This is a genomic window from Caulobacter sp. GW822-FHT01G02, assembly GCF_058802865.1.
Genome location: NZ_JBXAON010000004.1, coordinates 446,458 through 470,079, shown reverse-complemented (window position 1 = coordinate 470,079; position 23,622 = coordinate 446,458). Strand labels below are relative to the sequence as shown.

Annotated in this window: 21 protein-coding genes; 11 read left to right on the top strand and 10 right to left on the bottom strand. The window is 68.5% G+C overall.

All coding sequences use genetic code 11. The annotated features are described in order from the left end of the window. Positions 1-29: 29 nt before the first annotated feature. On the top strand, positions 30-2,189 hold the full coding sequence (locus AC1RNC_RS14540; protein WP_492887091.1) for a primosomal protein N': 2,160 nt from the start codon (positions 30-32) through the stop codon (positions 2,187-2,189). A 10-nt stretch (positions 2,190-2,199) separates the two neighbouring features. Here the strand turns inward: AC1RNC_RS14540 and AC1RNC_RS14535 are convergent, their stop codons facing one another. After that, positions 2,200-3,801: an MDR family MFS transporter gene (locus AC1RNC_RS14535; protein ID WP_492887090.1), complete on the bottom strand. Its 1,602-nt coding sequence runs from the start codon at positions 3,799-3,801 to the stop codon at positions 2,200-2,202. A gap of 79 nt (positions 3,802-3,880) precedes the next feature. Then, on the bottom strand, positions 3,881-4,669 hold the full coding sequence (locus AC1RNC_RS14530; RefSeq protein ID WP_492887089.1) for a TerC family protein: 789 nt from the start codon (positions 4,667-4,669) through the stop codon (positions 3,881-3,883). A gap of 132 nt (positions 4,670-4,801) precedes the next feature. Here AC1RNC_RS14530 and AC1RNC_RS14525 point away from each other — a divergent pair, with 132 nt between their 5' ends. From AC1RNC_RS14525 to AC1RNC_RS14500, 6 genes are all read left to right on the top strand, one after another. Next, the gene (locus AC1RNC_RS14525) at positions 4,802-5,899 is read left to right on the top strand and encodes an acyltransferase family protein (RefSeq protein WP_492887088.1); all 1,098 of its coding nucleotides are present in this window, start codon (positions 4,802-4,804) and stop codon (positions 5,897-5,899) included. Between the two features lie 67 nt (positions 5,900-5,966). Next, positions 5,967-6,668 carry a CHAP domain-containing protein gene (locus AC1RNC_RS14520; RefSeq protein WP_492887087.1) on the top strand — a complete coding sequence of 234 codons (702 nt, stop codon included), beginning with the start codon at positions 5,967-5,969 and terminating at the stop codon, positions 6,666-6,668. A gap of 63 nt (positions 6,669-6,731) precedes the next feature. Further along, the gene (locus tag AC1RNC_RS14515; protein WP_492836548.1) at positions 6,732-7,691 is read left to right on the top strand and encodes a magnesium transporter CorA family protein; all 960 of its coding nucleotides are present in this window, start codon (positions 6,732-6,734) and stop codon (positions 7,689-7,691) included. A 118-nt stretch (positions 7,692-7,809) separates the two neighbouring features. After that, entirely contained in the window at positions 7,810-9,048 is a 1,239-nt protein-coding gene (locus tag AC1RNC_RS14510) for a pentapeptide repeat-containing protein (protein WP_492887086.1), read from the top strand. Positions 9,049-9,119: 71 nt separating this feature from the next. Continuing rightward, positions 9,120-9,881, top strand: coding sequence for a MipA/OmpV family protein (locus tag AC1RNC_RS14505; protein ID WP_492887085.1), 762 nt, complete (start codon positions 9,120-9,122; stop codon positions 9,879-9,881). Positions 9,882-9,956: 75 nt separating this feature from the next. Continuing rightward, positions 9,957-11,384: an alpha/beta hydrolase gene (locus tag AC1RNC_RS14500; protein ID WP_492887084.1), complete on the top strand. Its 1,428-nt coding sequence runs from the start codon at positions 9,957-9,959 to the stop codon at positions 11,382-11,384. Positions 11,385-11,444: 60 nt separating this feature from the next. Here AC1RNC_RS14500 and AC1RNC_RS14495 read toward each other — a convergent pair whose 3' ends face one another. Next, on the bottom strand, positions 11,445-12,305 hold the full coding sequence (locus AC1RNC_RS14495; RefSeq protein ID WP_492887083.1) for a crotonase/enoyl-CoA hydratase family protein: 861 nt from the start codon (positions 12,303-12,305) through the stop codon (positions 11,445-11,447). A 99-nt stretch (positions 12,306-12,404) separates the two neighbouring features. Between AC1RNC_RS14495 and AC1RNC_RS14490 the strand changes: the two genes are divergently transcribed. After that, a complete protein-coding gene (locus AC1RNC_RS14490) occupies positions 12,405-13,193 on the top strand; it encodes an SH3 domain-containing protein (RefSeq protein WP_492887082.1) in 789 nt (262 codons plus the stop codon). Between the two features lie 145 nt (positions 13,194-13,338). Here the strand turns inward: AC1RNC_RS14490 and AC1RNC_RS14485 are convergent, their stop codons facing one another. Continuing rightward, the gene (locus AC1RNC_RS14485) at positions 13,339-13,773 is read right to left on the bottom strand and encodes a DUF488 domain-containing protein (RefSeq protein ID WP_492887081.1); all 435 of its coding nucleotides are present in this window, start codon (positions 13,771-13,773) and stop codon (positions 13,339-13,341) included. 73 nt (positions 13,774-13,846) lie between these two features. Between AC1RNC_RS14485 and AC1RNC_RS14480 the strand changes: the two genes are divergently transcribed. Continuing rightward, on the top strand, positions 13,847-14,737 hold the full coding sequence (locus AC1RNC_RS14480; RefSeq protein WP_492887080.1) for an alpha/beta fold hydrolase: 891 nt from the start codon (positions 13,847-13,849) through the stop codon (positions 14,735-14,737). Between the two features lie 101 nt (positions 14,738-14,838). On the opposite strand, the gene AC1RNC_RS14475 is transcribed toward AC1RNC_RS14480, so the two are convergent. The 6 genes from AC1RNC_RS14475 to AC1RNC_RS14450 form a co-directional block, all read right to left on the bottom strand. Beyond that, positions 14,839-15,786: a thioesterase family protein gene (locus tag AC1RNC_RS14475; protein WP_492887079.1), complete on the bottom strand. Its 948-nt coding sequence runs from the start codon at positions 15,784-15,786 to the stop codon at positions 14,839-14,841. A 50-nt stretch (positions 15,787-15,836) separates the two neighbouring features. Further along, positions 15,837-16,322 (bottom strand): transcriptional repressor, encoded by a 486-nt coding sequence (locus AC1RNC_RS14470; protein WP_492887078.1) that lies wholly within the window; start codon positions 16,320-16,322, stop codon positions 15,837-15,839. Positions 16,323-16,377: 55 nt separating this feature from the next. After that, complete coding sequence (locus AC1RNC_RS14465; protein WP_492887077.1) at positions 16,378-17,151, bottom strand: acid phosphatase; 774 nt, start codon at positions 17,149-17,151, stop codon at positions 16,378-16,380. A gap of 62 nt (positions 17,152-17,213) precedes the next feature. Then, positions 17,214-18,266 (bottom strand): 1,9-bis(guanidino)-5-aza-nonane synthase, encoded by a 1,053-nt coding sequence (locus AC1RNC_RS14460; RefSeq protein ID WP_492887076.1) that lies wholly within the window; start codon positions 18,264-18,266, stop codon positions 17,214-17,216. A 113-nt stretch (positions 18,267-18,379) separates the two neighbouring features. Continuing rightward, complete coding sequence (locus AC1RNC_RS14455) at positions 18,380-20,134, bottom strand: 6-pyruvoyl-tetrahydropterin synthase-related protein (protein ID WP_492887075.1); 1,755 nt, start codon at positions 20,132-20,134, stop codon at positions 18,380-18,382. Between the two features lie 140 nt (positions 20,135-20,274). Then, on the bottom strand, positions 20,275-21,546 hold the full coding sequence (locus AC1RNC_RS14450; RefSeq protein WP_492836573.1) for a type III PLP-dependent enzyme: 1,272 nt from the start codon (positions 21,544-21,546) through the stop codon (positions 20,275-20,277). A gap of 236 nt (positions 21,547-21,782) precedes the next feature. On the opposite strand from AC1RNC_RS14450, the gene phnC reads away from it, so the two are divergent. After that, positions 21,783-22,592, top strand: a complete 810-nt coding sequence (gene phnC, locus AC1RNC_RS14445) for a phosphonate ABC transporter ATP-binding protein (protein WP_492887074.1) — start codon at positions 21,783-21,785, stop codon at positions 22,590-22,592. Then, positions 22,589-23,614 (top strand): phosphate/phosphite/phosphonate ABC transporter substrate-binding protein, encoded by a 1,026-nt coding sequence (phnD, locus tag AC1RNC_RS14440; RefSeq protein WP_492887073.1) that lies wholly within the window; start codon positions 22,589-22,591, stop codon positions 23,612-23,614. The genes phnC and phnD overlap by 4 nt, the downstream gene beginning before the upstream one ends. Positions 23,615-23,622 lie beyond the last annotated feature (8 nt).

Sequence of the window (23,622 nt, the reverse complement as noted above, 5' to 3'; positions counted from 1 at the left end):
GGACGGTTTGGCGGCAAAAGCATGCCGTCATGTCCCGTATCGCTTCCGTTCTGCTGCCGATGCCGTTGCCGGAGGCCTTCGACTACGCCGAGCCGGACGGACTCGATCTGAGCATCGGCGACCATGTGGCCGTGCCCCTGGGCCCGCGCGTGATTCGCGGCGTGGTGGTCGCCCTGCGCGACGGGACGGGCGGCAACCGGCCGCTGAAGCTGATTCAGGGGCGGGTCGACGATCCGCCGCTGCCGCCGGGCGTGCTGGCCTTCGTCGAGTGGGCGGCGCGCTATTCGGTCGACCTGCCCGGCTGGCCGCTGGCCATGGCCCTGCGCGGCCTGCGCCATCCGCCGCCCAAGCCCGACAAGGTGCTGGTCCTGTCCGGAACCCAGCCCGCCCGTATGACGCCGGCGCGCCTGAAGGTGCTGGCCGCCGCCGAGGGCGTGAAGCTCTCCGGTGCGGCGCTGGCCTCGGCCGCCGGCGTCTCGGCGGGCGTCGTGAAGGGCCTCGTGGACGAAGGCGTGCTCGCGGTCGACTATGTGGAACCCGAGCGCGGCCTGCCGCAGCCGGACCTCTCCCTGCCGCCGCGAACGTTGAACCCCGGCCAGGCCGCCTGCGTCGCGGTGATGAAAGAGATGCTGGACGCCGGCGGCTTCCAGGCGGCGCTGCTGGACGGGGTCACCGGCTCGGGCAAGACCGAGGTCTATCTGGAGGCCGTCGCGGCGGCGCTGGAGGATCCCGAGGCCCAGATCCTGGTGCTGCTGCCCGAGATCGCCCTGACCCAGGCCGTGCTGGCCCGCTTCGAGCAGCGCTTCGGCGCCCTGCCGGCCGAGTGGCACTCCGGCGTCTCGCCGCCGCGTCGCCGGCAGGTCTGGGAGGCGGTGGCCAGCGGTAACGCCCGCATCGTGGTCGGGGCCCGCTCGGCCCTGTTTCTGCCGTTCCGCAAGCTGCGCCTGATCGTGGTCGATGAGGAGCACGACAGTTCGTTCAAGCAGGAAGAGGGCTTCATCTACCAGGCCCGCGACCTGGCCGTGGCCCGCGCCAAGATCGAGGGCGCCAGCGTGCTGCTGGCCTCGGCGACGCCATCGCTGGAGAGCCTGTTCAACGCCCAGGCCGGCCGTTACCGCTGGCTGCGGCTGTCGGCGCGCCACGGGGCGGCGCAGTTGCCGGACATCGACCTGATCGACATGCGCCAGACGCCGCCGGAGCCCGGGCGCTGGCTGTCGCCGCCGCTGATCAAGGCCATGGCCGTGACGCTGCAGCGCGGCGAGCAGACCATGCTGTTCCTGAACCGGCGGGGCTATGCGCCGCTCGTCTTGTGCAAGGCCTGCGGCGAGAAGATGAAGTCGCCCGACACCGACAGCTGGCTGGTCGAGCACCGCTATACCGGGCGACTGGTCTGCCACCTGACCGGCTTCTCGATGAAGAAGCCCGAGGCCTGCCCGCACTGCGGGGCCAAGGACTCGCTGGTGTCGATCGGCCCCGGCGTCGAGCGGGTCGAGGAGGAGGCGCGGCACATCTTCCCCGACGCGCGGATCGCGGTGTTCTCGTCCGACACGGTGATGGACGCCGAGGCGGCCAAGACCCTGGTGGCGACCATGGCGGCGGGCGAGATCGACATTCTCGTGGCCACCCAGGCGGCGGCCAAGGGTCACAACTTCCCGAACCTGACCCTGGTGGGCGTGGTCGACGCGGACCTCTCCCTACGGGGCGGCGACCTGCGGGCCGGGGAACGGACCTTCCAGCTGCTGGCCCAGGCGGCGGGTCGGGCCGGGCGTCACGAGAAGCCGGGGCGGGCGCTGCTGCAGACCTACTCGCCCGAGCACGCGGTGATGCAGGCCCTGAAGGCCCAGGACCGCGACGCCTTCGTCGAGGCCGAGATGGCGATGCGTCAGGACGCGGGCCTGCCGCCCTACGGCCGCCTGGCGGCGGTGATCGCCTCGGGCCCGGACGCCGCGGCCCTGGACGCCTATGTCGAGGCCCTGGCCGCGGTGATCCCCAACGCCGAGGGGGTCGAGGTGTTCGGCCCCGCCGACGCGCCGCTGGCCCTGGTGCGCGGCCGCCGCCGCAAGCGGTTCCTGGTCAGGGCCGAGCGCAATGTCGACCTGCAAGGCTTCATGGCCGCCTGGCGGGCGCGGGCCAAGGTCCCGAACTCGGTGCGCGTGGTGATCGATATCGATCCTTACTCGTTCCTGTAGGCGGCTTTCTCTAGCTGTTCGTCGGCTCGGCTTTATCCAGCGTCGGCGCGCCCGACGCCGGCTGGTGCGAGCGCAGGGGCAGGGCGGGGATGAACAGGATCGTCACCAGGCCCGCCAGGACCACGAACAGCGCCGCGACCATCACTCCGCTGACGGCGTTGATCAGCGCGCCTTGCAACACCGGATCGGCGTGGGCCGCCTGGCCGCTGGCGGCGGCCTTCACCGCCATGCCTTCCAGCTTGCCGAGGTCGAGGCCCCCGCCGGGCAGGTCGGCCAGGCGCGCGGTCAGGATCGTCCCGGCCAAGGCCGCGCCGACGGTCGAGCCTATCTGCCGGAAGAACTGGTTGGAACTGGTGGCCACGCCGATGTCGCGCGGGTCGACCGCGTTCTGGGTGGCGATGTTGAACAGGCTCTGGCCCGGACCCAGGCCCAGCCCCACGAACGCCAGCAGCACGCAGAGCAGCGGCAGGCCTTGGATCTTCGACAGGTCGTGCAGCAGGAACACCGCGACCAGCAGGATGACCGCGCCGCCTAGCATGTAGGGCTTGTACTGGCCGGTCCTGGAGACCAGTTGGCCCGCGATGGTGCTGCTGACGATCAGGCCGGCCATCAGCGGCAGCATGGTCATGCCGCTGACCGTGGCCGGCACGCCCCGGCCCAGCTGCAGGAACAGCGGCAGGAACATCACCACGCCCATGAAGGCCATGGAGATCAGGAAGCCGGCCAGGTTGGCCGTGGTGAACACCTTGTTCTGGAACAGGTGCATCGGCAGGATCGGGTTGGAGACCTTGGTCTCCGCCACGACGAAGGCGGCCAGCGACACGGCGGCCAGGGCGAAGAGGGAGAGGCTCTGCGGCGAGCGCCAGGCGAAGCTGTGGCCGCCCAGGCTGAGCGCCAGCAGCAGCGGCACGAAGGCGGCGATCAGCAGGGCCGCGCCCAGGAAGTCGATCTTGCCGGCCCGGCGATGCTCCAGCGGCGGCATCTTCACGATGACCATGAACAGCGACAGCAGCGACAGCGGCAGGTTGACGTAGAACACCCAGCGCCAGCCGGCGACCGTGTGGGTCCCGATCTGCACCGTGCCATGGTCGGTGAAATAGCCGCCGATGATCGGCCCCAGCACGCTGGCCAGGCCGAACACCGAGCCGAAGACGCCAGCGAACTTGCCCCGCTCGCGGGGCGGATACAGGTCGGCGATGATGGCGAAGGCGGTGGTGAACAGCGCGCCGCCGCCGATGCCCTGCAGGGCGCGGAACACGATCAGCTGCACCATGCCCGGCATGCCCAGGATGGTCCCGAACTCGCCCGCCAGGCCCGACAGCCACGAGCCGGCCAGGAAGATCGAGATACCGGTGATCAGCACGGGCTTGCGGCCGAAGATGTCGCCCAGCTTGCCCCAGATCGGCACCATCACCGTCGAGGTCAGCAGATAGGCCGTCGTCACCCACGAATAGAGATTGAGGCCGTTCAGCTCGGAGATGATCCGCGGCATGGCCGTGGAGACGATGGTCTGGTCCAGCGCGCTCAGCAGGAACACGATCATCAGCGCCGTCAGGGTCAGGCGGCGCTCGGCGTCAGAGAAGGCCTGGGGGACGAAGGTCTGCGAGGTCATCGGGCCCTGAGAGCGTGATAAGCCGGGATGGCCGACCTATCACGCTCCCGAGGCGGGAAGTAGAGGAGGCGGGCGCCGCCTAGTGGTCCTTCTTCGCCCCGCGCTTGCGCGACAGCATGTTCAGGCCCTCGACCCCGGCCGAGAAGGCCATGGCCGTATAGATGTAGCCCTTCGGCACATGGGCGCCGAAGCCTTCGGCGATCAGCACGGTGCCGATCATCAGCAGGAAGCCCAGGGCCAGCATGACCACGGTCGGGTTGTCGTTGATGAAGTTGCCCAGCGGATCGGCGGCCAGCAGCATGGCGGCCACGGCGATGATCACGGCGGTGATCATGATCGGCAGGTGATCGGTCATGCCGACGGCGGTCAGGATCGAGTCGATCGAGAACACCAGGTCCAACAGGATGATCTGGAAGATCGCCGCGCCGACGTTGGAGATCACGACGGTGACCTTGTCCTTCTCCAGCACGTCGTCGCTCCTGTCCGGATCGACGCTGTGGTGGATCTCCTTGGTCGCCTTCCAGATCAGGAAGACGCCGCCGGCGATCAGGATCAGGTCGCGCCACGAGAAAGCGGTCTCGAAACCGGGCTCGCCGTGCGAGCCGACGGGACCGGTGATCCCCAGGTCGAAGACCGGCGCGGTCAGGCCGACGATGAAGGCGATGGTCGACAGCAGGACCAGGCGCATGATCAGCGCCAGCGAGATGCCGATGCGGCGCACCCGCGTGCGATGCTCGGGCGGCAGCTTGTTCGATAGGATCGAAATGAAGACGAGGTTGTCGATCCCCAGAACCACTTCCATGACCACCAGGGTCACCAGCGCGGCCCAGGCGGCCGGGTCGGCGACCAGGTTAAGGAGTTCGTTCATCGGTCCTCTCTAAGGTTATCGGCCAGGCCGTCGTTTCGCGTATGCATACATGTAACACAGCGAGATAGGCGGGTAACGCTGATCTTTCCACCCCGTGGGGGCGGAAGGGCAGGTCCTTAAGGGACGTCGTCGATGCAGGACGCCGCGAATATAAAGCCCCTGACCGCGCTGCGGTTCTTCGCCGCCTTCTGGGTGGTGCTGTTCCACTATTGGCCCAAGCTGGACGTCGCTTTCACGCCGGCGATCGCGCGGAAGGGCTATCTGGGGGTCGAGGCGTTCTTCATCCTGTCGGGCTTCATCCTGTGTCACGTCTATCTGCGTGGTTTCGGGGAGGGGCGGTTCCGCTATGGCGACTTCCTTTGGAACCGGCTGGCGCGGGTCTATCCGCTGCACCTGGCCACCCTGGTCGGCGTCGGCGCCATGGCGTTCGTCGGGACCATGGCGGGCCTGAACGTCGATCCGAACATCCTGTCCTGGAAATCGCTGCCGGCGAACCTGCTGTTGGTCCATGCCTGGGGCTTCGCGCCGGTGGCCGGTTGGAACCACGCCTCGTGGTCGATCTCGGCCGAGTGGTTCGCCTATCTGAGCTTCCCGGCCTTCGCCTTCGCGGCCTGGAAGCTGCGCGAGCGGCCCGTGGTCGCCGTGCTGGGCGCCCTGGCGGTGATCGCCGGGCTCTATCCGGCCTTCCAGGCCCTGGCCGGCTTTCCGCTGACCGACGCCACCATCGAATGGGGCGCTTTGCGCATCGTGCCGTGCTTCGCCTTCGGCTGCGCTCTGCACGCGCTGTGGCGTTCGGACCGATTCCCCGCCCGACTCGGCGGCTATGGCGCCGCTTTATTGGGCATGGCCACGCTCGCGGCGATCCAGTTTTCCGCACCCGATCTGGTGATCGTGATGCTTCTGGGGGGGCTTATTTTCATGCTCGCGACCGTCGCTAAGACCGGTTACGAGTTTGCTGGACAGTCAGTCTTCGTCTATCTTGGCGAGATCAGCTACTCGACCTACATGATCTGCATCCCGTGGAAGATCCTGGCGATCAATGCGGCGACCAAGATTTTCAATATCGATGGCGACAAGCTGCCGCCCCTGGTCTGGATCTTGATTGTCGGCGGGCTGATCCCGCTGTCGGCGATCTCCTACCATTTCATAGAGAACCCGTGCCGGGAGTGGATGAAATCTCTGGCCGCGAACCGCAAACAGCGCCGCTTGGCGCTCGCGGGCGCGGCATAAACACTCTTTTCACCAGTCTCTGGCAGGGTTATCCCTTAGCCCAGTGACGCGGGGGAGTACCCACAGCATGACGAAACGGACCAGGGCCCTTCTGGGTTCCCTGCTCGCTGCCGCCATGATCAGCTTTGCGCCGGTAGCGGCCAATGCTGACGGCTACTGGCAGTGCGTACCGTTCGCCCGTCTGATGTCGGGTATCCAGATCTTCGGCGACGCCCGCACGTGGTGGTCGCAAGCCGCCGGCAAGTACGACACGGGCTCGGTCCCGAAGATCGGCTCGGTTCTCTCCTTCAAGCCTACCGCCCGCATGAACCTCGGCCACGTGGCCTTCGTCAGCCAGGTGCTCACCGACCGGGTCATCCAGGTCACCCACGCCAACTGGTCGATCATCGAAGGCGATCGCGGCCAGATCGAAAAGGACGTCACCGTCGTCGACGTCTCGCCCAACGGCGACTGGACGCAGGTCAAGGTCTGGTACGACCCGATCCGTGACCTCGGCTCCAGCGTCTATCCGACCAACGGCTTCATCTATCAGGACGCCCAGGCGACCAAGATCGCCATGGCCACCGCCAAGATCGCCATGGCCCAGAACGCCGTGGTCTCGGCCGCCAAGCAGGCGGCCAACCAGGTCGCCAACTCGGTTCGCTCTTCGCCCCTGGACATCATCGGCCAGGCCGCCGACTCGACCGATCGTATCGCCGCCCTGATCGAGGCCGCCGCCGGCGGTGGTTCGTCGAGCGACACGAGCAACAAGCAGAACGCCCCGCGCTGATCGGGAGCGCGTTGACCTAGAGCGCCGGCCGGGGCACACCCGACCGGCATTAGAGGCGGCGTCATGCTTAGAATCCTCCGTCACGGCGCTCCGGGCTTCGAGTCCGGCGGTCTGTCGCCCGACTGGCGGGTGCCGGCCGACGCCGTCTGGATCGAGCTGGTCGACCCCACCCGCGCCGAGGAAGTCGCCGTCGAGCAGTCGATCGGCCTCTTGCTGCCCACGCGCGAGGAGATGGCCGAGATCGAGGCCTCCTCGCGCCTCTATCAGGAGGACGGCGGCACGTTCATGACCGCCACGGTGCTGGTCAACGCCGACGGCGACCTGCCGACCGCCGCCCCGGTCACCTTCGTGCTGGCCGGCGCGCGCCTGATCACCATCCGCTATGTCGAGCCCAAGGCCTTCTCGGTGTTCGCCGCCCAGGCCGAGCGCCAGCCCAGCCTGTGCCCCAACGGCCTGCAGACCTTCCTGGGCCTGCTGGACGCCATCGTCGACCGCACCGCCGACATCCTCGAGCGCACCGCCGCCGAGGTCGAGGTGCAGTCACGGGCCATCTTCAGCCGCCCGCGCGGCGCGGCGTTCGAGAGCATCCTCAACCGTTTGGGCCGGGCCCAGAACGTCAATTCCAAGGCGCGCGACAGCCTGGTCAGCCTGGCCCGCCTGCTCAGCTTCGCGGCCCTGGCCGACCAGTTCGAAGGCTCCAAGGAGCTGCGCGATCACCTGAAATCGCTGCAGCGCGACGTCCAGTCGATCACCGACCACTCCAGCTACGTGGCCAGCAACATCACCTTCCTGCTCGACGCGGCCCTGGGCCTGATCAACATCGAACAGAACTCGATCTTCAAGGTGTTCTCGGTGTTCTCGGTGATGTTCCTGCCCCCGACCCTGGTGGCCGGGATCTACGGCATGAACTTCGAGCACATGCCCGAGCTGAAGTGGATGGAGGGCTATCCGATGGCCATCGGCATGATGATCTTTGCCGCCGCCGCGCCGCTGCTGTGGTTCCGCCGGAAGAAGTGGCTATAGAGTCCGCGCAGCGCCGCGACAATTTACCGCGCTCTAAACGATGGCTTAAAGCTGATCTGGCAGTTTGGGCGACGGTTCCCAGTTCCCCGCGTATCCGCCAGAGAGCGCTCTTCGCCCCATGCCCGCCGTCGCGTCGTCACGACCGAGCCTGATCCGCAACCTGCACGCCTCCGCGGTGCGCGAGGTGCTGGAGGCCCATGCGCGCTACATGAAGGGGCTGCCCAAGGGCCGCCGGGCGGTGCTGCAGTACGTCAACCTGAACAACTACGAGCTGGACGGCGTCGATCTCTCGGAGGCCGACCTGACCGGGGCGCTGCTGGGCGGGGCTTCATTGCGCCGGGCCAAGCTGACCCGCGCCACGCTGTATGGGACCGACCTGCGCGACTCCGACCTGCGCGACGCCGATCTTTCCCGCTGCGACATGCGCGGGGCCTGCCTGCGCGGGGCCAATCTGGGCGGGGCCAATTTGTCCAGCTGCGATCTGCGCGAGGGCGTCACCGCCGTGCAGGACGACGAGAAGGGCCTGCGGATCCTGGAACATTCCAAGCGGCCGGGCGAGCTGGACTACGCGATGCTGCAGGGCGCCAACCTCAATGGAGCGCAGATGTCGGGCGCCTTCGCGCGCCAGGCCGATTTCACCGACGCCGACCTCTCGAACGTCACCCTGCAGGGCGCCAAGCTGACCAATGCGGTCATGGACGGCGCGGATCTGTCGGGCGCCAATCTGCACAATGCCGAGATGTCCAAGGTCTCGCTGCGCCGGGCCATCATGGTGGGCGTCGACGTCAGCGGCGCGGACCTGACCGACGCCGACATGACCGAGGTGCTGCGGGCCCCGCCGCCGATCATCTATGTCGACGACCTGCCCCTCAACGAGGTGCTGGAATCCCACGAGCTGTTCTGCAAGTCCGACGGCCGCGAGGGCAAGGCGGCCAAGGCCGCCGAGGTCGATTTCCGTCCCCTGCGCCGCCTGAAGGATCGCCGCCTGTCCGGCCTGTTCGCGCCCAGAGCGGTGTTCTTCGGCATGGACCTGGACGGCGCCCACCTGCAGGGGGCGAACCTGGCCGGCGCGGACCTGCGGGGCGCCAAGCTGCGCGGAGCCGATCTGCGCGGCGCGCGTCTGGTCGACGCCCAGCTGACCCGCGCGGACCTCACCGGCGCCAAGCTCGGCCCGCTGAAGATCGCCGAGGACCGGGTCATCCGCACCGACCTGACCCGCGCCGTGCTGCGCGGGGCCAATCTGAAGGGCGTCAGCGCGCCTCGGGCCCGGTTCCTTGAGGCCGACTTCAGCCGCGCCCGCCTCGACGGCGCGGACCTGACCGACGCCGAGCTGCCGCCCGGCTTTCGCCGCGCCTAAACATCTGTCTCCGCGTTGCGGCCGTACCTGTGTCGATGATCGGACATGGTATTCTGAATAAGGAGGCAAGTATGACCCACGCTCTGACGCCAATCGCTCTGCTCTGCGTGCTCACCGCCGCAGGCCTCGCCACCGAGGCCAGCGCCCAGGATCGCGCGCCCGACCGGACGATCGTCGGCGGCGCGTTGATCTACGCGCCGGCCTACCAGGGCGCCGAGGACTACCGCGTTCTGCCGTTCCCGTTGATCGATCTGAAGTACGGCCGCTTCTTCGCCAGTTCGCGCCGGGGGATCGGCGCCAACCTGATCGACGGCGACGCGGTGGATGTCGGGGCCGGGGTGACCTTCGTGCCAGGCTACCGCCGTCGCGACGCGCCAGCCGGCATCGGCCGGGCGTCGGGCGGCGCCGGAGCGCGGATCTCCGCCGACGTGAAGGCCGGCAGGGTCATGGCCAGCCTGGGCGCGACCAAGGTGCTGTCGGGCGGCCTCGACGGCGCCCTGGTCGACGCGATCCTGGCCATGCCGCTGCGGCCGTCCGACCGGCTGACCGTGATCCCCAGCGTTTCGACCACCTGGGCCGACGGCGCCTATACGCGCAGCTATTTCGGCGTCAGCGCCAGCCAGGCGACGGCCTCGGGCCTGCCGGCCTATCGCCCGGGCGGCGGGATCAAGGACGTCTCGGCTTCGCTGACCGCCAGCTATCGCCTGACCGACCGGGTCAGCCTGGGCGCGACCGGCTCGATCACCAAGCTGACCGGCGACGCCAAGAAGAGCCCGATCGTTTTCGACCCGACCCAGCCCTCGGCGGTGCTGACGGTTTCCTACAGGTTCTAGCGGGCGGCCGCGCATTGAAGCCTTGCGGCGAGCATTAACCTTGGTGTTGATGCACGAAAAATCGCAGGAGCCTTCATGTCGCGTTTGTCCTGGATCGCCGCCGCCGGCGCTCTGGCCTTGACCTGGCTGGGCGCGAGCGCTCACGCCGCCGCGCCCAGGGTCGAGAAGACCGCCTGCGTCGGCGACTACAAGGCCAGCGGCCTGAAGGTCGACTGCGGCGAGCTGATCGTCGACGAGACGCGCGGCGATCCCAGGAGCCGCCGCATCAAGGTCGCCTTCGCCGTCGTCCACGCCAGCGAGCCCAAGGCCGGCCTGCCGCCGGTGATCTATCTGCACGGCGGCCCGGGCGGCTCGGCCCTGAAGGGCCTGCCGCGCCTGCTGAGCAGCAAGGCCTCGCGCGAGTTCGTCGCGCTCGACCAGGACTGGGTGTTCATCGACCAGCGCGGCGGCGGCCTGTCCGTCCCCAATCTCGACTGCCCGGGCGCGCACCTGACCGACGCCGGCCCGCCGTCCGACCAGGACGCGCAAGGCATTGTCGCCTGCCTGAAGGCCTTCCAGGCCAAGGGCGTGAACATCGCGCGCTACAACGCCGTCGAGGTGGCCAAGGACGTCCAGGACCTCCGCGAGCTACTGGGCTTCAAGCGGATCGACCTGTTCGGCGGCTCGTACGGCACGCGCATCGAGGCCGCCATCCAGGCCCATGCGCCGCAAGGCGTGCGCGCGGTGGTCCAGGACTCGCCCTGGCCGCCCGAGGCCGACTGGACCGTCGGCGGTCCGGCCATGGTCTCCAGCTCGATCGACATCGTCATGGCCAAGTGCGCGGTCGTGGCCGAATGCGCCAGGCGCTATCCGGACCTGAAGGCCAAGCTGGCCGTGGTGGCCGAGCGCTGGCTGGCCGGCCCCCAGACGATCAACGGCAAGACCTACGCCGCCGACGACCTGGGCGGCTGGCTGATGGACGCCAGCTACTTCACCGCCGGCGTGCTGCCGCGCGACCTTTGGAAGATCATCCAGGGCGACGTGGCGCCGGTCGCCGACTTCGTCGAGAGCCGCGACTACTACAGCGAGGGCCAGTTCATGACCCACCTGTGCAAGGAGGAGATCCCGTTCGAAAATCGGGCCGACGTCGCCAAGGGCGCGCGGAACGATCCGGTCGCCCGCCTGATGGTCGCGTCGATGCAGCGCATCCACGACGTCTGCAAGGCGATCGACGTCGGCCCGATCTCCAAGGCCGAGCAGGAGCCGGTCAAGACCGCCATCCCGACCCTGTTCCTGGCCGCCGAGATCGACCCCGGCTGCCCGCCCGAACTGACCAAGGCCGCCGCCAAGGGCTACGAGGGCTCGCAGGTGGTCATCGTCACCAACGCCACCCACGGGGTCAGCCGCGCCAGCCCCTGCACGCGCAAGATGATCCGGAGCTTCTTCCAGGACCCGACCAGGCCGGTGGACCGTAGCTGCCTGCCGGCGGCGGATACGCCGATGGTGTTTACGTACGCGGGGTAGGGGCTCGATAAGCTCCGTCATCCCGCGCATAGAGCGCCGGATGACGGTGACGGTGTAGTCCTACATCTTCTTCTTCAGCGGCAGCAGGTCCGGATAGACCGCGTCACGCTTCTGGGCCTTGGCCGTGAAGGCCTCGGCCATGTGCGGGCCGGAGAACATGCCCGTCTGCCAGGTGGCGATGTAGTCCAGGCTGTCGGCGATCGAGTGGTCGCGGGCGTAGTTGATCATCACCTTGCTGCCGGCCACGGCGAGCGGCGACTTGCCGGCGATCTCGCGAGCGGTGGCCAGGGCGTGGGCGACGACCTCCTCGTGAGTATCGAGCACCTCGTTGACGAGGCCGATGTCACGGGCGCGCTGTGCGGGCAGGCGACGGCCGGTATAGGCCAGCTCCCGCACCCAGCCCTCGGGGATCAGCTTGCACAGGCGCGGGAAGGTGCCGACGTCGGCGGTCATGCCGATATTGATCTCCTGGATCTGGAAGAAGGCGTCGGCGCTGGCGTAGCGGATGTCGCAGGCGCTGACGAAATCGACCGCCCCGCCGATACAGCCGCCCTGGATGGCGATGATCACCGGCATCCGGGCCCTGTCCAGGCAGCTGAAGCTGTCCTGCAGCACATGCACGAAGCGGCGGAAGCTCTCGGCGGCCACCCAGCGGTCGGCGTCGTGGCGGGTGGTGACGCCCTCGTCGTCCGTGAACACCGAAAGGTCCATGCCGGCGCTGAAGTGCTTGCCGGTCGAGGAGATGACGATGCAGCGGGCGCGCGCGTTGTCATCAATATCTTTTACAATCGCGGGAAGCTCGTTCCAGAAGGGCCGTGTCATGGTGTTCATGGCTTCGGGGCGCTTCAATTGGATGTGCGCGACGCCGGCCTCGATCTCGACCTTGAAACAGCTATACTCGTCATGATCGTGGCCACTCATGCCCGGCTCTCTCCCGAAGAAACGTTTCGTGTCGTTGATCACACTATCGACCGGGCGGGAGACGACGACAACACTGACCTGACGGAAGAGGATCTCGCCATGACGACCCGCAAAATGTTCACCGCCCTGGCCATCGCCGCCACGGCGTCCAGCCTGGTGGCGGCCCCCGTCCCGGTTCTGGCCCAGTCGCGCGGCCTCAGCGGCCTGTTCGCCTGCGAAGGCTCGGGCGGCAAGCAGGAAGGTGGCGCCCTGATCGGCGCGGCGGCCGGCGCCCTGCTGGGCAACAAGCTCGGCGGCAAGAACAAGACCCTGGGCACGCTGGTCGGCGCCGCCGCCGGCGCGGCCGCGGGCGGCTATATCGGCTGCCGCATGCAGTCGACCGACGCGGCCCTGGCCGAGCAGGCGACCAAGAAGGCGCTGGAGACCGGCGTCGCCCAGACCTGGTCCAACAGCCGCACCGGCAATTCGGGCCGCATCGCGGTGGTCTCGTCCAGCTACGGCCCGCCGATCGACGGCCGCGACCTGCGCTATTCGGCCGGCGTCCAGAGCCTGCCCAGCTTTGAAGCCGCCGGCGGCGCCTATGTCGCCAGTTCCACGGCCAACCTGCGCGCGGGTCCGTCGACCAAGGCCAAGGTGGTCGGCAAGATCGCGGCGGGCGAGAGCTTCGACGCCCTGGGCGTGGTCCCGACGGGCGGCTGGGTGCTGGTCGGCCGCGGTGGCTACGGCGTCGGCTATGCCGCCGCATCGCTGGTGCGTCCGTACGGCCAGCAAGTCGCCAGCTGCCGCGTGATCGACGCCTCGGTGTCGGGCGGCGGTCAGCGCGCGTCCAGCCAGCGCTACAGCGCCTGCAAGGACGCGCGCGGCGAGTGGCAGGTGACCCAGGCGTAAGGTCGAAACAACGTCAAAACCTTGTCATCCCGGAAGCCTCGTAGAGGCTGTCCGGGACCCAGGGGCGGCCGGCGCGGCGTTCACGCACCCCCTGGGTCCCGGCTCTCCGCTTCGCCACGGCCGGGATGACAAGTTTTGGGGAAGTTCAGAGGTCGATGACCTCGCACTTCAGCTGCTCGCGAATGCGCTCCGCCACGATCCGCCGGTGGCAGCAGTTCGGATCGTCCTCGTAGCAGAGCAGGGCGATCCGTTTCGTCTTCGCCAGTTCGGTCGCCTGGGCCAGGGCCAGCACGGCCTCCGGCTCCTCCAGGTGGGCGTTGAAGATGGCGCGCATCTCGTCGATGCGTCCGGCCCGAGCCGCCTCGCGGCCCGGCTTGGGCGTGCCCAGCGGCCTCAGGTGAAGGTAGTCGACGCCCTGGTCCTTGAGGCTGTTCCCCAACAGGGTCTTGGAGAAGCCCGCCTTGCGCGAGCTGGCCACGGCGCGGACGTCGACGACCAGCTCGACATCGGCCGCCTTCAGCCGCGCGATCATGCCGCCCTGCGTGTCGGTTTCGTAGCCGATGGTGGCGAGTTTATTCATATCGCAAGGCTCCATGGACGCGGGGTCTCCGCCAGCCTACCTTAACGCTCGTAACTCCAAGGGAGCCACGCCGATGGACGCGGCCGTCTTTCGCGAACCTCGCAAGCGCTCCGTGGCCGTACCCGGCGGCGAGATCGCGGCCCTGGAGTTCGGTCCACAGGACAAGCCGATCGACGTGGTGTTCGTCCACGCCAACGGCTTCAACGCCCAGACCTATCGCGTGCTGCTGTCGCCGCTGGGCGCGGGCCTGCGGATCCTGGCCATCGACCAGCGCGGTCACGGCGACACCACCCTGCCCGCCAATCCCGAGGGCCGCCGCTCCTGGCGCGACCTGCGGGACGACCTGACCGGACTGCTCGATGTCCTGGACGGCCCGCCGGTGGTGCTGGCCGGCCACTCGATGGGCGGCACGGTCAGCCTGCTGGCCGCCGCCGAGCGTCCGAACCGGGTCAAGGGCCTGGTCCTGCTAGACCCGGTGATCATGCCGTGGCTGGCCACCCTCTACGCCAAAGCGCCGTGGACCTCGGGCCGTCTCTGGAAGCACATGCCCCTGGTCCAGTCGGCCCTGCGCCGTCGGGCCGTGTTCGACGACCGCGAGCAGGTGTTCGCCGGCTACAAGGGTCGAGGGGCTTTCAAGACGTGGCCGGAGACCATGCTGGCCGACTATGTCGCCGGCGGCTTCGTCCAGCGCCAGGACGGCAAGGTCGAACTGGCCTGCGCCCCGGCGTGGGAAGCCTCGAACTACGCGGCCCAGGCCCATGACCCGTGGCGGGCGGTGCGGCGGGTCAAGGTTCCGGTGCGAATCCTCAAGGCCGAGAAGCACTCGACCTGCATGGCCGGCGACGGCTTCGCGCGGCGGGGCCGGAACGTGAAGATCGAGGTCGTGGCGGGGACCAGCCACTTCCTGCCGATGGAGCGCCCAGACGTGGTGCGGGACGCGCTGTTCGACATGGCGACGGGATAGGGGCCGAAACCTCGTCCTTCGACAGGCTCAGGATGAGGTTTCTAATGCGACGCTGAACTAGCCCTCATCCTGAGCTTGTCGAAGGACGAGGGCGGGCCACCCTACAGCGCCAACCCCTCCACCTCATGCTTGCTCAACGCCACCCGCGCCGCGTCGGTCACCGGCACCACCTTGCGGGCGTCCAGGTCGAAGGTGATCGCCACCGCCTCGGACGTGCCCCAGGGCTGTCCCGTCGCCGGGTCCAGCATCCAGTGAGCCATGCGCATGGTGCGTGCGTCCGTGCCGATCAGGCCCGAGCGGATCTCGACGCGGTCGCCGGGCCGGGGCCAGGCCAGGTAGGCGATCCTGTATTCCAGGACCGCGCCCCCGTACCGCGTGGGCTTGGGCTCGGCGTGGTCGACCACGACGTCGCGGAACGGGTGGATGAACGCGCCGATGCCGTCGGAGACCCGGCCGATGAACTGCTCGGCGCGCATCCTTCCGTACACGTCGCAATCTGACGGGAGCAGGCCGCCCAGGCCGATTCGGGTGAGGCCCAGGGCGTCGGCGCGCTCCAGGCTGGCGGTCGGGGCGAACGGCGACAGGTCGATGCTGCGCGCGCGGGCCTTCTCGGGGATCGTGACCTTCAGGGCCTCGGCGCGCTGATGGGCGATCTTGGGCCAGGGGAAGGGCTGGCCTTCGCGCGGAGTGGCGTGGACCACGGTGGTCTGGAAGGTCGCGGCCAGCTCGCCCGAGGCCGGGTGGATCAGCAACTGGAGGAGCCTGGCCTCGGTCTCGCCCATCTCGATCACCCCGCCCAGCATGGTCAGCGGCGCGCCGGCGTGAGCTTCGCGCAGGAAGCGGATGTGGTGCTCCTTGACCAGCAGCGTGGCGTTGGCGTGCGGCGAGAAGGCCTGGGACATGCCCAGCTCGGCGGCCAGGCCGATCAGGCCCTCCTGGGCGCGGACCACGTAGTGGCGCACGTTCATGTGCCCCATCTCGTCGCAGTCCCAGGTGTTGACGCCTCCCCGCCAGATCTCGACGCCGGGGAGGGTCTCAGCGGTCGTCATGGCGTCTCTCGCACGGTGTTGAACAGCCGTTCGAGCCTAGCGGTGTTTCGTCAGGTCCGGCAATCGGCGCAGAGGCCGTGGGCCTCGATGGTCACGGCGGTCAGGGCGTAGCCGGCCGTGACCCCGGCGGCGATGATCTCGGCGCTGGCCTGGGGCTCGATCTCGCGGGTCGCGCCGCAGCAGTCGCAGATCAGGAAGGCGGCGGCGTGGCCGTCGGCCTCCTTGCGGCAGGCGACATAGGCGTTGAGGCTCTCGATCCGGTGAGCGAAGCCCTGCTTTTCCAGGAAGTCGAGGGCGCGATAGACCGTCGGCGGCTTGGCCGGCGGGCCGTCGCCCCCGAAGGTCGAGATCAGGTCATAGGCCTTCACCGGCTGGCCGGCTTCCAGCAGCAGCTCCAGCACCCGGCGACGGGGCGGGGTCAGGCGCTGCTCCGCGGCCACGCAACGGGCCTCGGCCGCCTCGAGCTCGGCCGCGAGGCTCGCGCCGGCGACGCCGTGATTATGGTGATCGTGTCCGCAAGGAGAGCCGTGAGCCATGGCCAACAGGTAGAGGGCCGCGCGTGCGCGCGCAACCGTGACGGCGTGACGCGCCTCAGTACAGCGGCGCGCTCAGCAGGTTGGCCTCGGCCGTGCAGCGCGCGGGTTCGGGCGGCGAGCCCTTGGCGCGGGCGGCGTCCAGTTCCGCGCGCACCCCCGCGAGGTCGGCCTTGAACGCCTCCGAGCTCCAGAGCGCGGCGAACAGGGTCTCGGCGTTCGCCTGCCCGGCCTCGACCGAACTGGCGTTGTGGACGCCGCAGACGATGCGGCTTTCGCCGAAGGCCTTGGCGCGGGCCAGGATCGCCTGCGAGCGGTCGGGCGCGGCCTCGGCCAGCAGCAGGCCGACGGTCCAGCCCCAGGTCGCGTGGCCGGACGGATAGTCGGGGGCGATCGCCAGGCCCAGGCTGCGCTTCACGCAGATCGGACCGTTCTCGGACAGGTAGGGACGGGGCCGCCGATACTTGAGCTTGGGTCCCGACACCGCCTTGCGGACGTCGTGGCTCATCCGCAGCAGCATGGCGGCCAGCTTGGGATTGCTCTCACGGGTCGGGGTGTAGCCCAGCGCGCAGGCATAGCCTTCCAGGACCCGTTCCTCGACATTGTCGGCCTTCGCGATCGACCAGCGCGGCGTGCCTTCCAGCTTGCGGGTGGCCAGGAAGATCTGGCGGTCTCTTTCCGCCGCCGGCGAGCCCTTGGCGGGCGGCGGGGCCAGATGATCGCGCGCGTCGAACTGGGCCTTGGCCAAGTAGCGGCCCGCCGGGGCGGTGTCGCCGCCGAGCGTGGCGCAGCCGGTAACGAGCAGGGCGGCGGCAAGGACCAGAACGCGCATATGAAAAAGGGCCCCCGGAGCAATTCCGGGGACCCTGCATTTTCAGTGAGAGTCGTTCAAGCTCACTTGCCGAACAGCTTGTTCCAGCGCGGCTTTTCGCGGCCCTTCCAGGCTTCGCGGTGATAGGCGTCGCTGGCGATTAGCGGCACCACCGTGGTGGCTTCGGCGAAGACCATCTGTTCGTAGGTGGTGTTCACCTTGCCCCACGAAGCGGCTTCCTTCAGCGTCGACGAGCTGCAGGCGCCGTCGCGGACGTCGGCGACCGTGATCTGGACGGCGTACTTGTGCATGTCGGCCTCGACGCCGAGGATCTCGGCGCAGACGACGGTGTCCTGGGCGAAGTTCTTGGGCACGCCGCCGCCGACCATGAACAGGCCCGTGGTGCCGGCCGCGATCTTGATGTCGGTCAGTTCGCGGAAGTCCGCGACCGCGTCGATCATCAGATAGGGCTGTTTGGCGGCGATGCGCTCCTTCTGGTGCTTGACCAGGCCGAAGCCCGCCGAGCTGTCGACGAAGGCCGGGCAGAAGATCGGCACGCCTTCTTCATAGGCGGTCTGGATCAGCGAGCCCGGCTTCTTGGCGTTGCCTTCGCTCAGCCACTTGCCCATTTCCCAGATGAACTCGCGCGAGGAATAGGCGCGCGGCTCCAGGCGGTTGCAGATCTCCAGGATCGTGTGATCGCAGTTCTGCAGCTCTTCTTCGTCGATATAGGTGTCGTAGATGCGGTCGATGTAGTTGTCGCGCAGCACGTTGTCGTCGACCGGGCCGGCGGCCTGATAGTGCTTGAAGCCCAGGGCCTCGAAGAAGTCCATGTCGACGATCGAGGCGCCGGTGGCGACCACGGCGTCGATCATGCCGTTCTTCACCATGTCACGGTAGACGTGCATGCAGCCGCCAGCCGAGGTCGAACCGGCCAGGATCAGCCAGGGCGAGCAGCCCTTGTCTTCCAGGGCCATGTTGAAGATGTCGGCGGCGCGCGCGGTGTCGCGGCTCGAGAACGACATCTTGCGCATGGAGTCGATGATCGGACGGGCGTCGAACGACGTGATGTCGATGTGCTCGACGACGTTCTGCAGCAGTTCGGCCTTGGTGTTGTTGGGAACGGGAGCGTTCATGACAGAGGGTCCTCTGAAGGTGAGCGCCCGTCGTGACCCACGAACACGCCGGGACGGAGCGACCGGCGAGGGGATTGGTTGCAAGGGCGCGCTATATAGAAGGTTTGCGACGATTATCGAGTCCCAATCGCGGTTTCCGTCTTTTCCTGCCGCTCACGTCGCCGACGCGTCACGGCCGGCGCGGCCAGCAGGCCGGCGACGACCAGCAGCGCGGCCAGGGTCACGGCGTTGCTGGCGCGCTCGATCGGCGGCGCGACCTGGCGGATGCGATAGACGTGGCGGCCGGCCTGGGCCTGGAACGACACGAAACGCGTCGCGCCGATCGGCTGGGCCTGGAGCGGCGTCTTCTGGCGGCCATCGACGCGCTCGGCGCGCCAGCTGGGGAAGTAGAAGCGCTTGACCGTCACGGTGGTCGGGGCCGGCAGGTCGAGGTCCATGGCCACGCTGCCGTCCGGGAAGCCGCTGGCGGCCAGCACCTTGCCGCCGCCGTCCGCCAACGCCACCAGCGGCGCGGCGGGGAAGGCGTTCAGCAGGTCGTGGTCGTCGAAGGCGGGATAGACGGCGTAGCCGGCGGGCAGGTGCTCGTTGGGCGCGCGGCCGGCGGCGATCAGGGCCTCGCCCCCCGGGTCGACGGGAATGGTGGTGACAGCGCGCAGGCCGGGCCAGGCCAGGACCAGCAGCCAACCCGCCAGCACGGCCGGGACCACCATCAGCGCCGCCAGGCGACGGGGGCGGCCGGACACGGCGGCCAGACAGACGGCGGCCACGGCGGCGGCCTCGCTGACCACGATGATGCGATAGGCGAACTGCACCTGCGACAGCGGCTGGACCTTCCACACCCAGGGCAGGGCGTGGAGGACGGTGGCCAGCACCGCCACCGCGCCGAACAGCATCGCCGGAACGGCCGTGCGGCGCCGCGGGGCGTCGATCGCCGCCAGCAGGGCGGCCAGGCCGGCCGCGCCGGCGCACCAGCTGGACAGGGCGATCTTGGTCATGAAGCCGCCGGCCGGCCAGCGGCTGAAAGCCAGCAGGCTCCAGCCGTCGGTGTCGCCGCCCCACAGCCAGACCAGCTGGGCGTCCTTCTGCATCAGCAGGGCCGGGCCCAGATAGACGGCCGCCAGGGCCAGGCCCAGCACGCCGCCGGCCAGGCAGCGCGCGGCGACGGCGATCCGGTCGGCCGGCGCGGCGGTCCACACCCGCCAGCCGACGACCGCCGGAATGATGATCAGCGTGACCAGCAGGGCGCTAGGCAGGTGCGACAGGATCAGGGCCGCGTAGCTCAGGGCCAGGAGCGCGATCCCCCGGCCGTGCGAGGCGGCGCGCTCCAGCCCCAGCAGCAGCCAGGGCAGGACGGCATAGGCGGTGACCTCGGCGAAGGCGCCCCGGAAGTAGAAGTCGATCGTGTGATAGGGCGCCAGCATGTAGGCGACCGCGCCGATCAGGGCCCAGCGGTCGCCGGCGCGGCCGCGCAGCCAGGCGAACATGCCGCCGCCCGAGGCCAGCAGCAGCAGGAAGTTCGCCCAGGCCGTCACCTGCAGGGCGTTCAGCTTGTGCAGGGTGATGAAGTCGACCACGGCGGCCACGTAGAAGGCCATCGGCGGGTAGTAGTAGAACGACGGCGCGCCCAGGCCCTGGAAGGCGCCGGGCAGCCAGCGCGGCGGCAGGTCGCCCCGGCGCAGGGCCTCGATGAACTCGTGAACCCAGACGGTGTTGTAGACCACGCTGTCGCTGGGGCCCGCGCCCCGGACCAGGGTCGAGCCCACCAGCAGCAGAGCGGTCAGCAGCAGGGTGGCCAGGATGATGACCGGACGCGGCTGGCGGCCCGATGGGGCGTCGGTCGCGTGCTCGGATTCCGAAATCGTGGTCATGCCTGCTCCGCCGGATTCGAGCGGTTCGTGTGTCGGACGCGCGTAGAAAAGTCCAGCCGCAATCCCAGGCTGAAAAGTCAGGCCGAAACGAAAGAGGCCAGGGACAAGCCCTGGCCTCCGGATCGTTGCGGCGTCCGCGCCTAGCGACGGCGCTTGCGCTTGCCGGCCGCGCCCTTGGGGCGGGAGAAGCGGACGATCTTGCGCTCTTCGTTCTCCTGGCGGACCGCCGGGATCGAGCGCTTGGCCAGGCCGTACATCGAGGCCATCGGCGCGTCCTGAACCTCCGCGGTCTCGGTCTCGCCGAAGCCGTTGAAGCGGGTCGACATGGCCACGCCATAGGCGCCCAGCATGCCGATCTCGATATAGTCGCCCTCGTCGACGCTTTCCGGCAGGTAGAACGGGCCGGGCATGTAGTCGACGCTGTCGCAGGTCGGGCCGTAGAAGCGGAAGGGCTTGAGGCCCTCTTCCACCACTTCGCCGCCACTTGGGCCGTTCTTGCGGTACAGCTTGACCGGGAAGGGCCACTTCATGTGCGCGGCGTCGAACAGCGAGCCATACGACCCGTCGTTCAGATACAGCGCGTCGCCCTTCTTCAGCTCGACCTTGACCAGCAGCGACGAGGCTTCGGCCACCAGGGCGCGGCCCGGCTCGCACCAGAGCTTGGTGCTCTCGTGGACCATCATCTCGGCGAAGCCGCGGTCGATGGCCGCCAGGTACTCGGAGAGATCCGGCGGGACCATGCCCGGATAGATCGACGGGAAGCCGCCGCCGACATCGACGACATCGGCCAGCACGCCGGCGCGGACCAGGGCGCGCGAGGCCTGGGCCATCGACGCCTGATAGGCGGTGGGCCGCATGCACTGGCTGCCGACGTGGAAGCTGAGGCCCATCAGGTCCTGGGTGGCGCGGCGCGCGGCCAGCAGCAGGCCCGGGGCGTTGTGCGGCTCGACGCCGAACTTGCCCGACAGGCTGTAGGCCGCGCCCTCGGCCTGCACGCCCATGCGGACGATCAGGTTGAGGTCCTTGGCCTGGCCGGTGGCGTCCAGGATCTTGGCCAGCTCTTCGTGGGTGTCGAACGAGAAGGTCTTCACGCCGTGGTCGAAATAGGCGGCCGAGATGGCCACCCGGCTCTTGACCGGATGCATGAAGGCCATGCGCGAGCCCGGGGCCTCGTTGGCCACGAGTTCGATCTCGTTCAGCGACGCGACGTCGAACGACCGCACGCCGGACTGAGCCAGCTCGCGGATCACCCACGGCGAAGGATTGGCCTTCACCGCGTAAAAGACGTCGCCTTTAAATTCGGACTGGAACCAGCGCGCCGCTACCGACACCGCGTTCGGTCGCACGAGTGCGACAGGACGTTCCGGTGACCGCTCACGGACCAGGTCCAGGGGAGTATGGTACGTGTGCAATTCACGTAGACCCCTGCAGAAGTTAAACCCAGGCCGGCGTTAGCAGCGCTTATGAGGACTTCGGGTCCGCCGGAGCGAGCGAAATAGGGGCAATGGTCGGGGATGTAAAGTCCCTTTTGCGGCCCCGTTTCGGGACGGATTGATCCACGGGCCGTCACAAATCCATTGCTTACCTGCCCCAAACCGGAGAACGCATTTCCCAAGCACCGAAACCACGTTAAGGATTCGCCCCGACCATGACGTCGGACCCTGTTCTCTCGATCCGCGCCGCCTCCAAGACCTTCGGGTCTCGCCGCGCGCTGGACACCGTCTCCCTCGACGTCAATCGGGGCGAGATGATCGCGCTTATCGGGCCTTCGGGCTCGGGGAAATCCACGCTCCTTCGCTCCATCGACGGCCTGCAGACCATCGATGCCCCTAGAGAAGGCGAAGAGGGCGGCCAGATCGAGGCTTTCGGCGGTCCCGTGCAGGCCAAGGGCAGGGTGTCGGGCGAGGTGCGCAAGGCGCGCATCCGCATCGGCTTCATCGCCCAGCAGTTCAACCTGGTCGGCCGCCTGTCGCTGTTCAGCAACGTGGCGCTGGGCTCGCTGGGGCGCATCCCGTTCCTCCAGGGCCTGTTCGGCGCCTGGCCGCGCGAGACTCGCGAGGCGGCGATGGCCGCGCTCGCCCGCGTCGGCGTGGCCGACTACGCCGGCCAGCGCGCCAACACCCTGTCGGGCGGCCAGCAGCAGCGCGGCGCCATCGCTCGCGCCCTGGTCCAGAAGGCCAAGATCATTCTCGCCGACGAGCCGGTCGCCTCGCTGGATCCCGTCTCGGCGCGCAAGGTCATGGAGATCCTGCGTGATCTCAATCAAAGCGACGGCCTGACCGTTGTCGTCACCCTGCACCAGGTGGACTACGCCCTGCGCTACTGTGACCGGGTCGTGGCCCTGAAGGCCGGCCAGAAGGTCTATGACGGCCCGGCCTCCGGCCTGAAGCGTGAAAAACTCATCGATATCTACGGCCCGGAATTCGAGGACGTATTCTGGGAAGGAGCTCCCCAATGATCAGCCGCCGCTCGGCTCTCGTGATCGCCGCCGGTTTCTCGGCCCTGGCCCTGGCCTCGTGCGGCCAGAAGTCCGACACTCCGGCCGCCAAGGACACGATCACCTTCTCGATCCTGTCGACCGAGTCCGCCCAGAACATGGAAGGCTACTGGAAGCCGATCCTGGCCGACATGGAGAAGCAGACCGGCCTCAAGGTGAAGCCGTTCTTCTCGTCCAACTACTCGTCGCTGATCGTGGCCATGGGCGCCAAGCAGACGGATGTGGGCTGGTTCTCGAACCAGTCGGGCCTGGAAGCCGTGCGCCGCTCGAACGGCGAGGTCTTCGCCCGCACGTTCGATCCGTCGGGCACCGACGGCTACAAGTCGGTGATCATCGTCCCGGCCGCCAGCAAGATCCAGACGATCCAGGACCTGCTGAAGTGCGACAAGTCGCTGAACTTCGGCATCGGCGACAAGAAGTCGACCTCGGGCACTCTGGCGCCGATGACCTATGTGTTCATTCCGGCCAACAAGAAGCCCGAGGAGTGCTTCAAGACCGTGATCAGCGCCAACCACCAGGCCAACCTGTTCGCGGTGGCCAACGGCAAGCTGGACGCGGCGACCAACAACTCGACCGCCATCAATCTCTCCAGGGCGCGCGGCGAGGGCGTCACCGACCGGATCCGCGTGATCTGGGAATCGCCGACCCTGCCGGAAGACCCGATCGTCTGGCGCAAGGATCTCGACCCGGTCGTGAAGGAAAAGCTGCGCCAGTTCTTCCTGACCTACGCCCAGGGCGACACGCCGGCCGCCCAGCAGCAGCGCGGCTATCTGAAGAAGCTGTCGATCGGCGGGTTCAAGCCGGCCGACGACACCCACCTGCTGGTGGTGCGTGAAATGGAAGCCACCGAGCAGCTGGGCCTGGCCCGCGAGTCGGGCGACCAGGCCAAGATCGCCTCGGCCCAGAAGACGCTGGAGGGCGTCAAGGCCGAACGCGTCGCGGCCGAGGGCAAGGCGGGCCTCGCCGCGACGCCGGCCAACTGAGGTCCTCG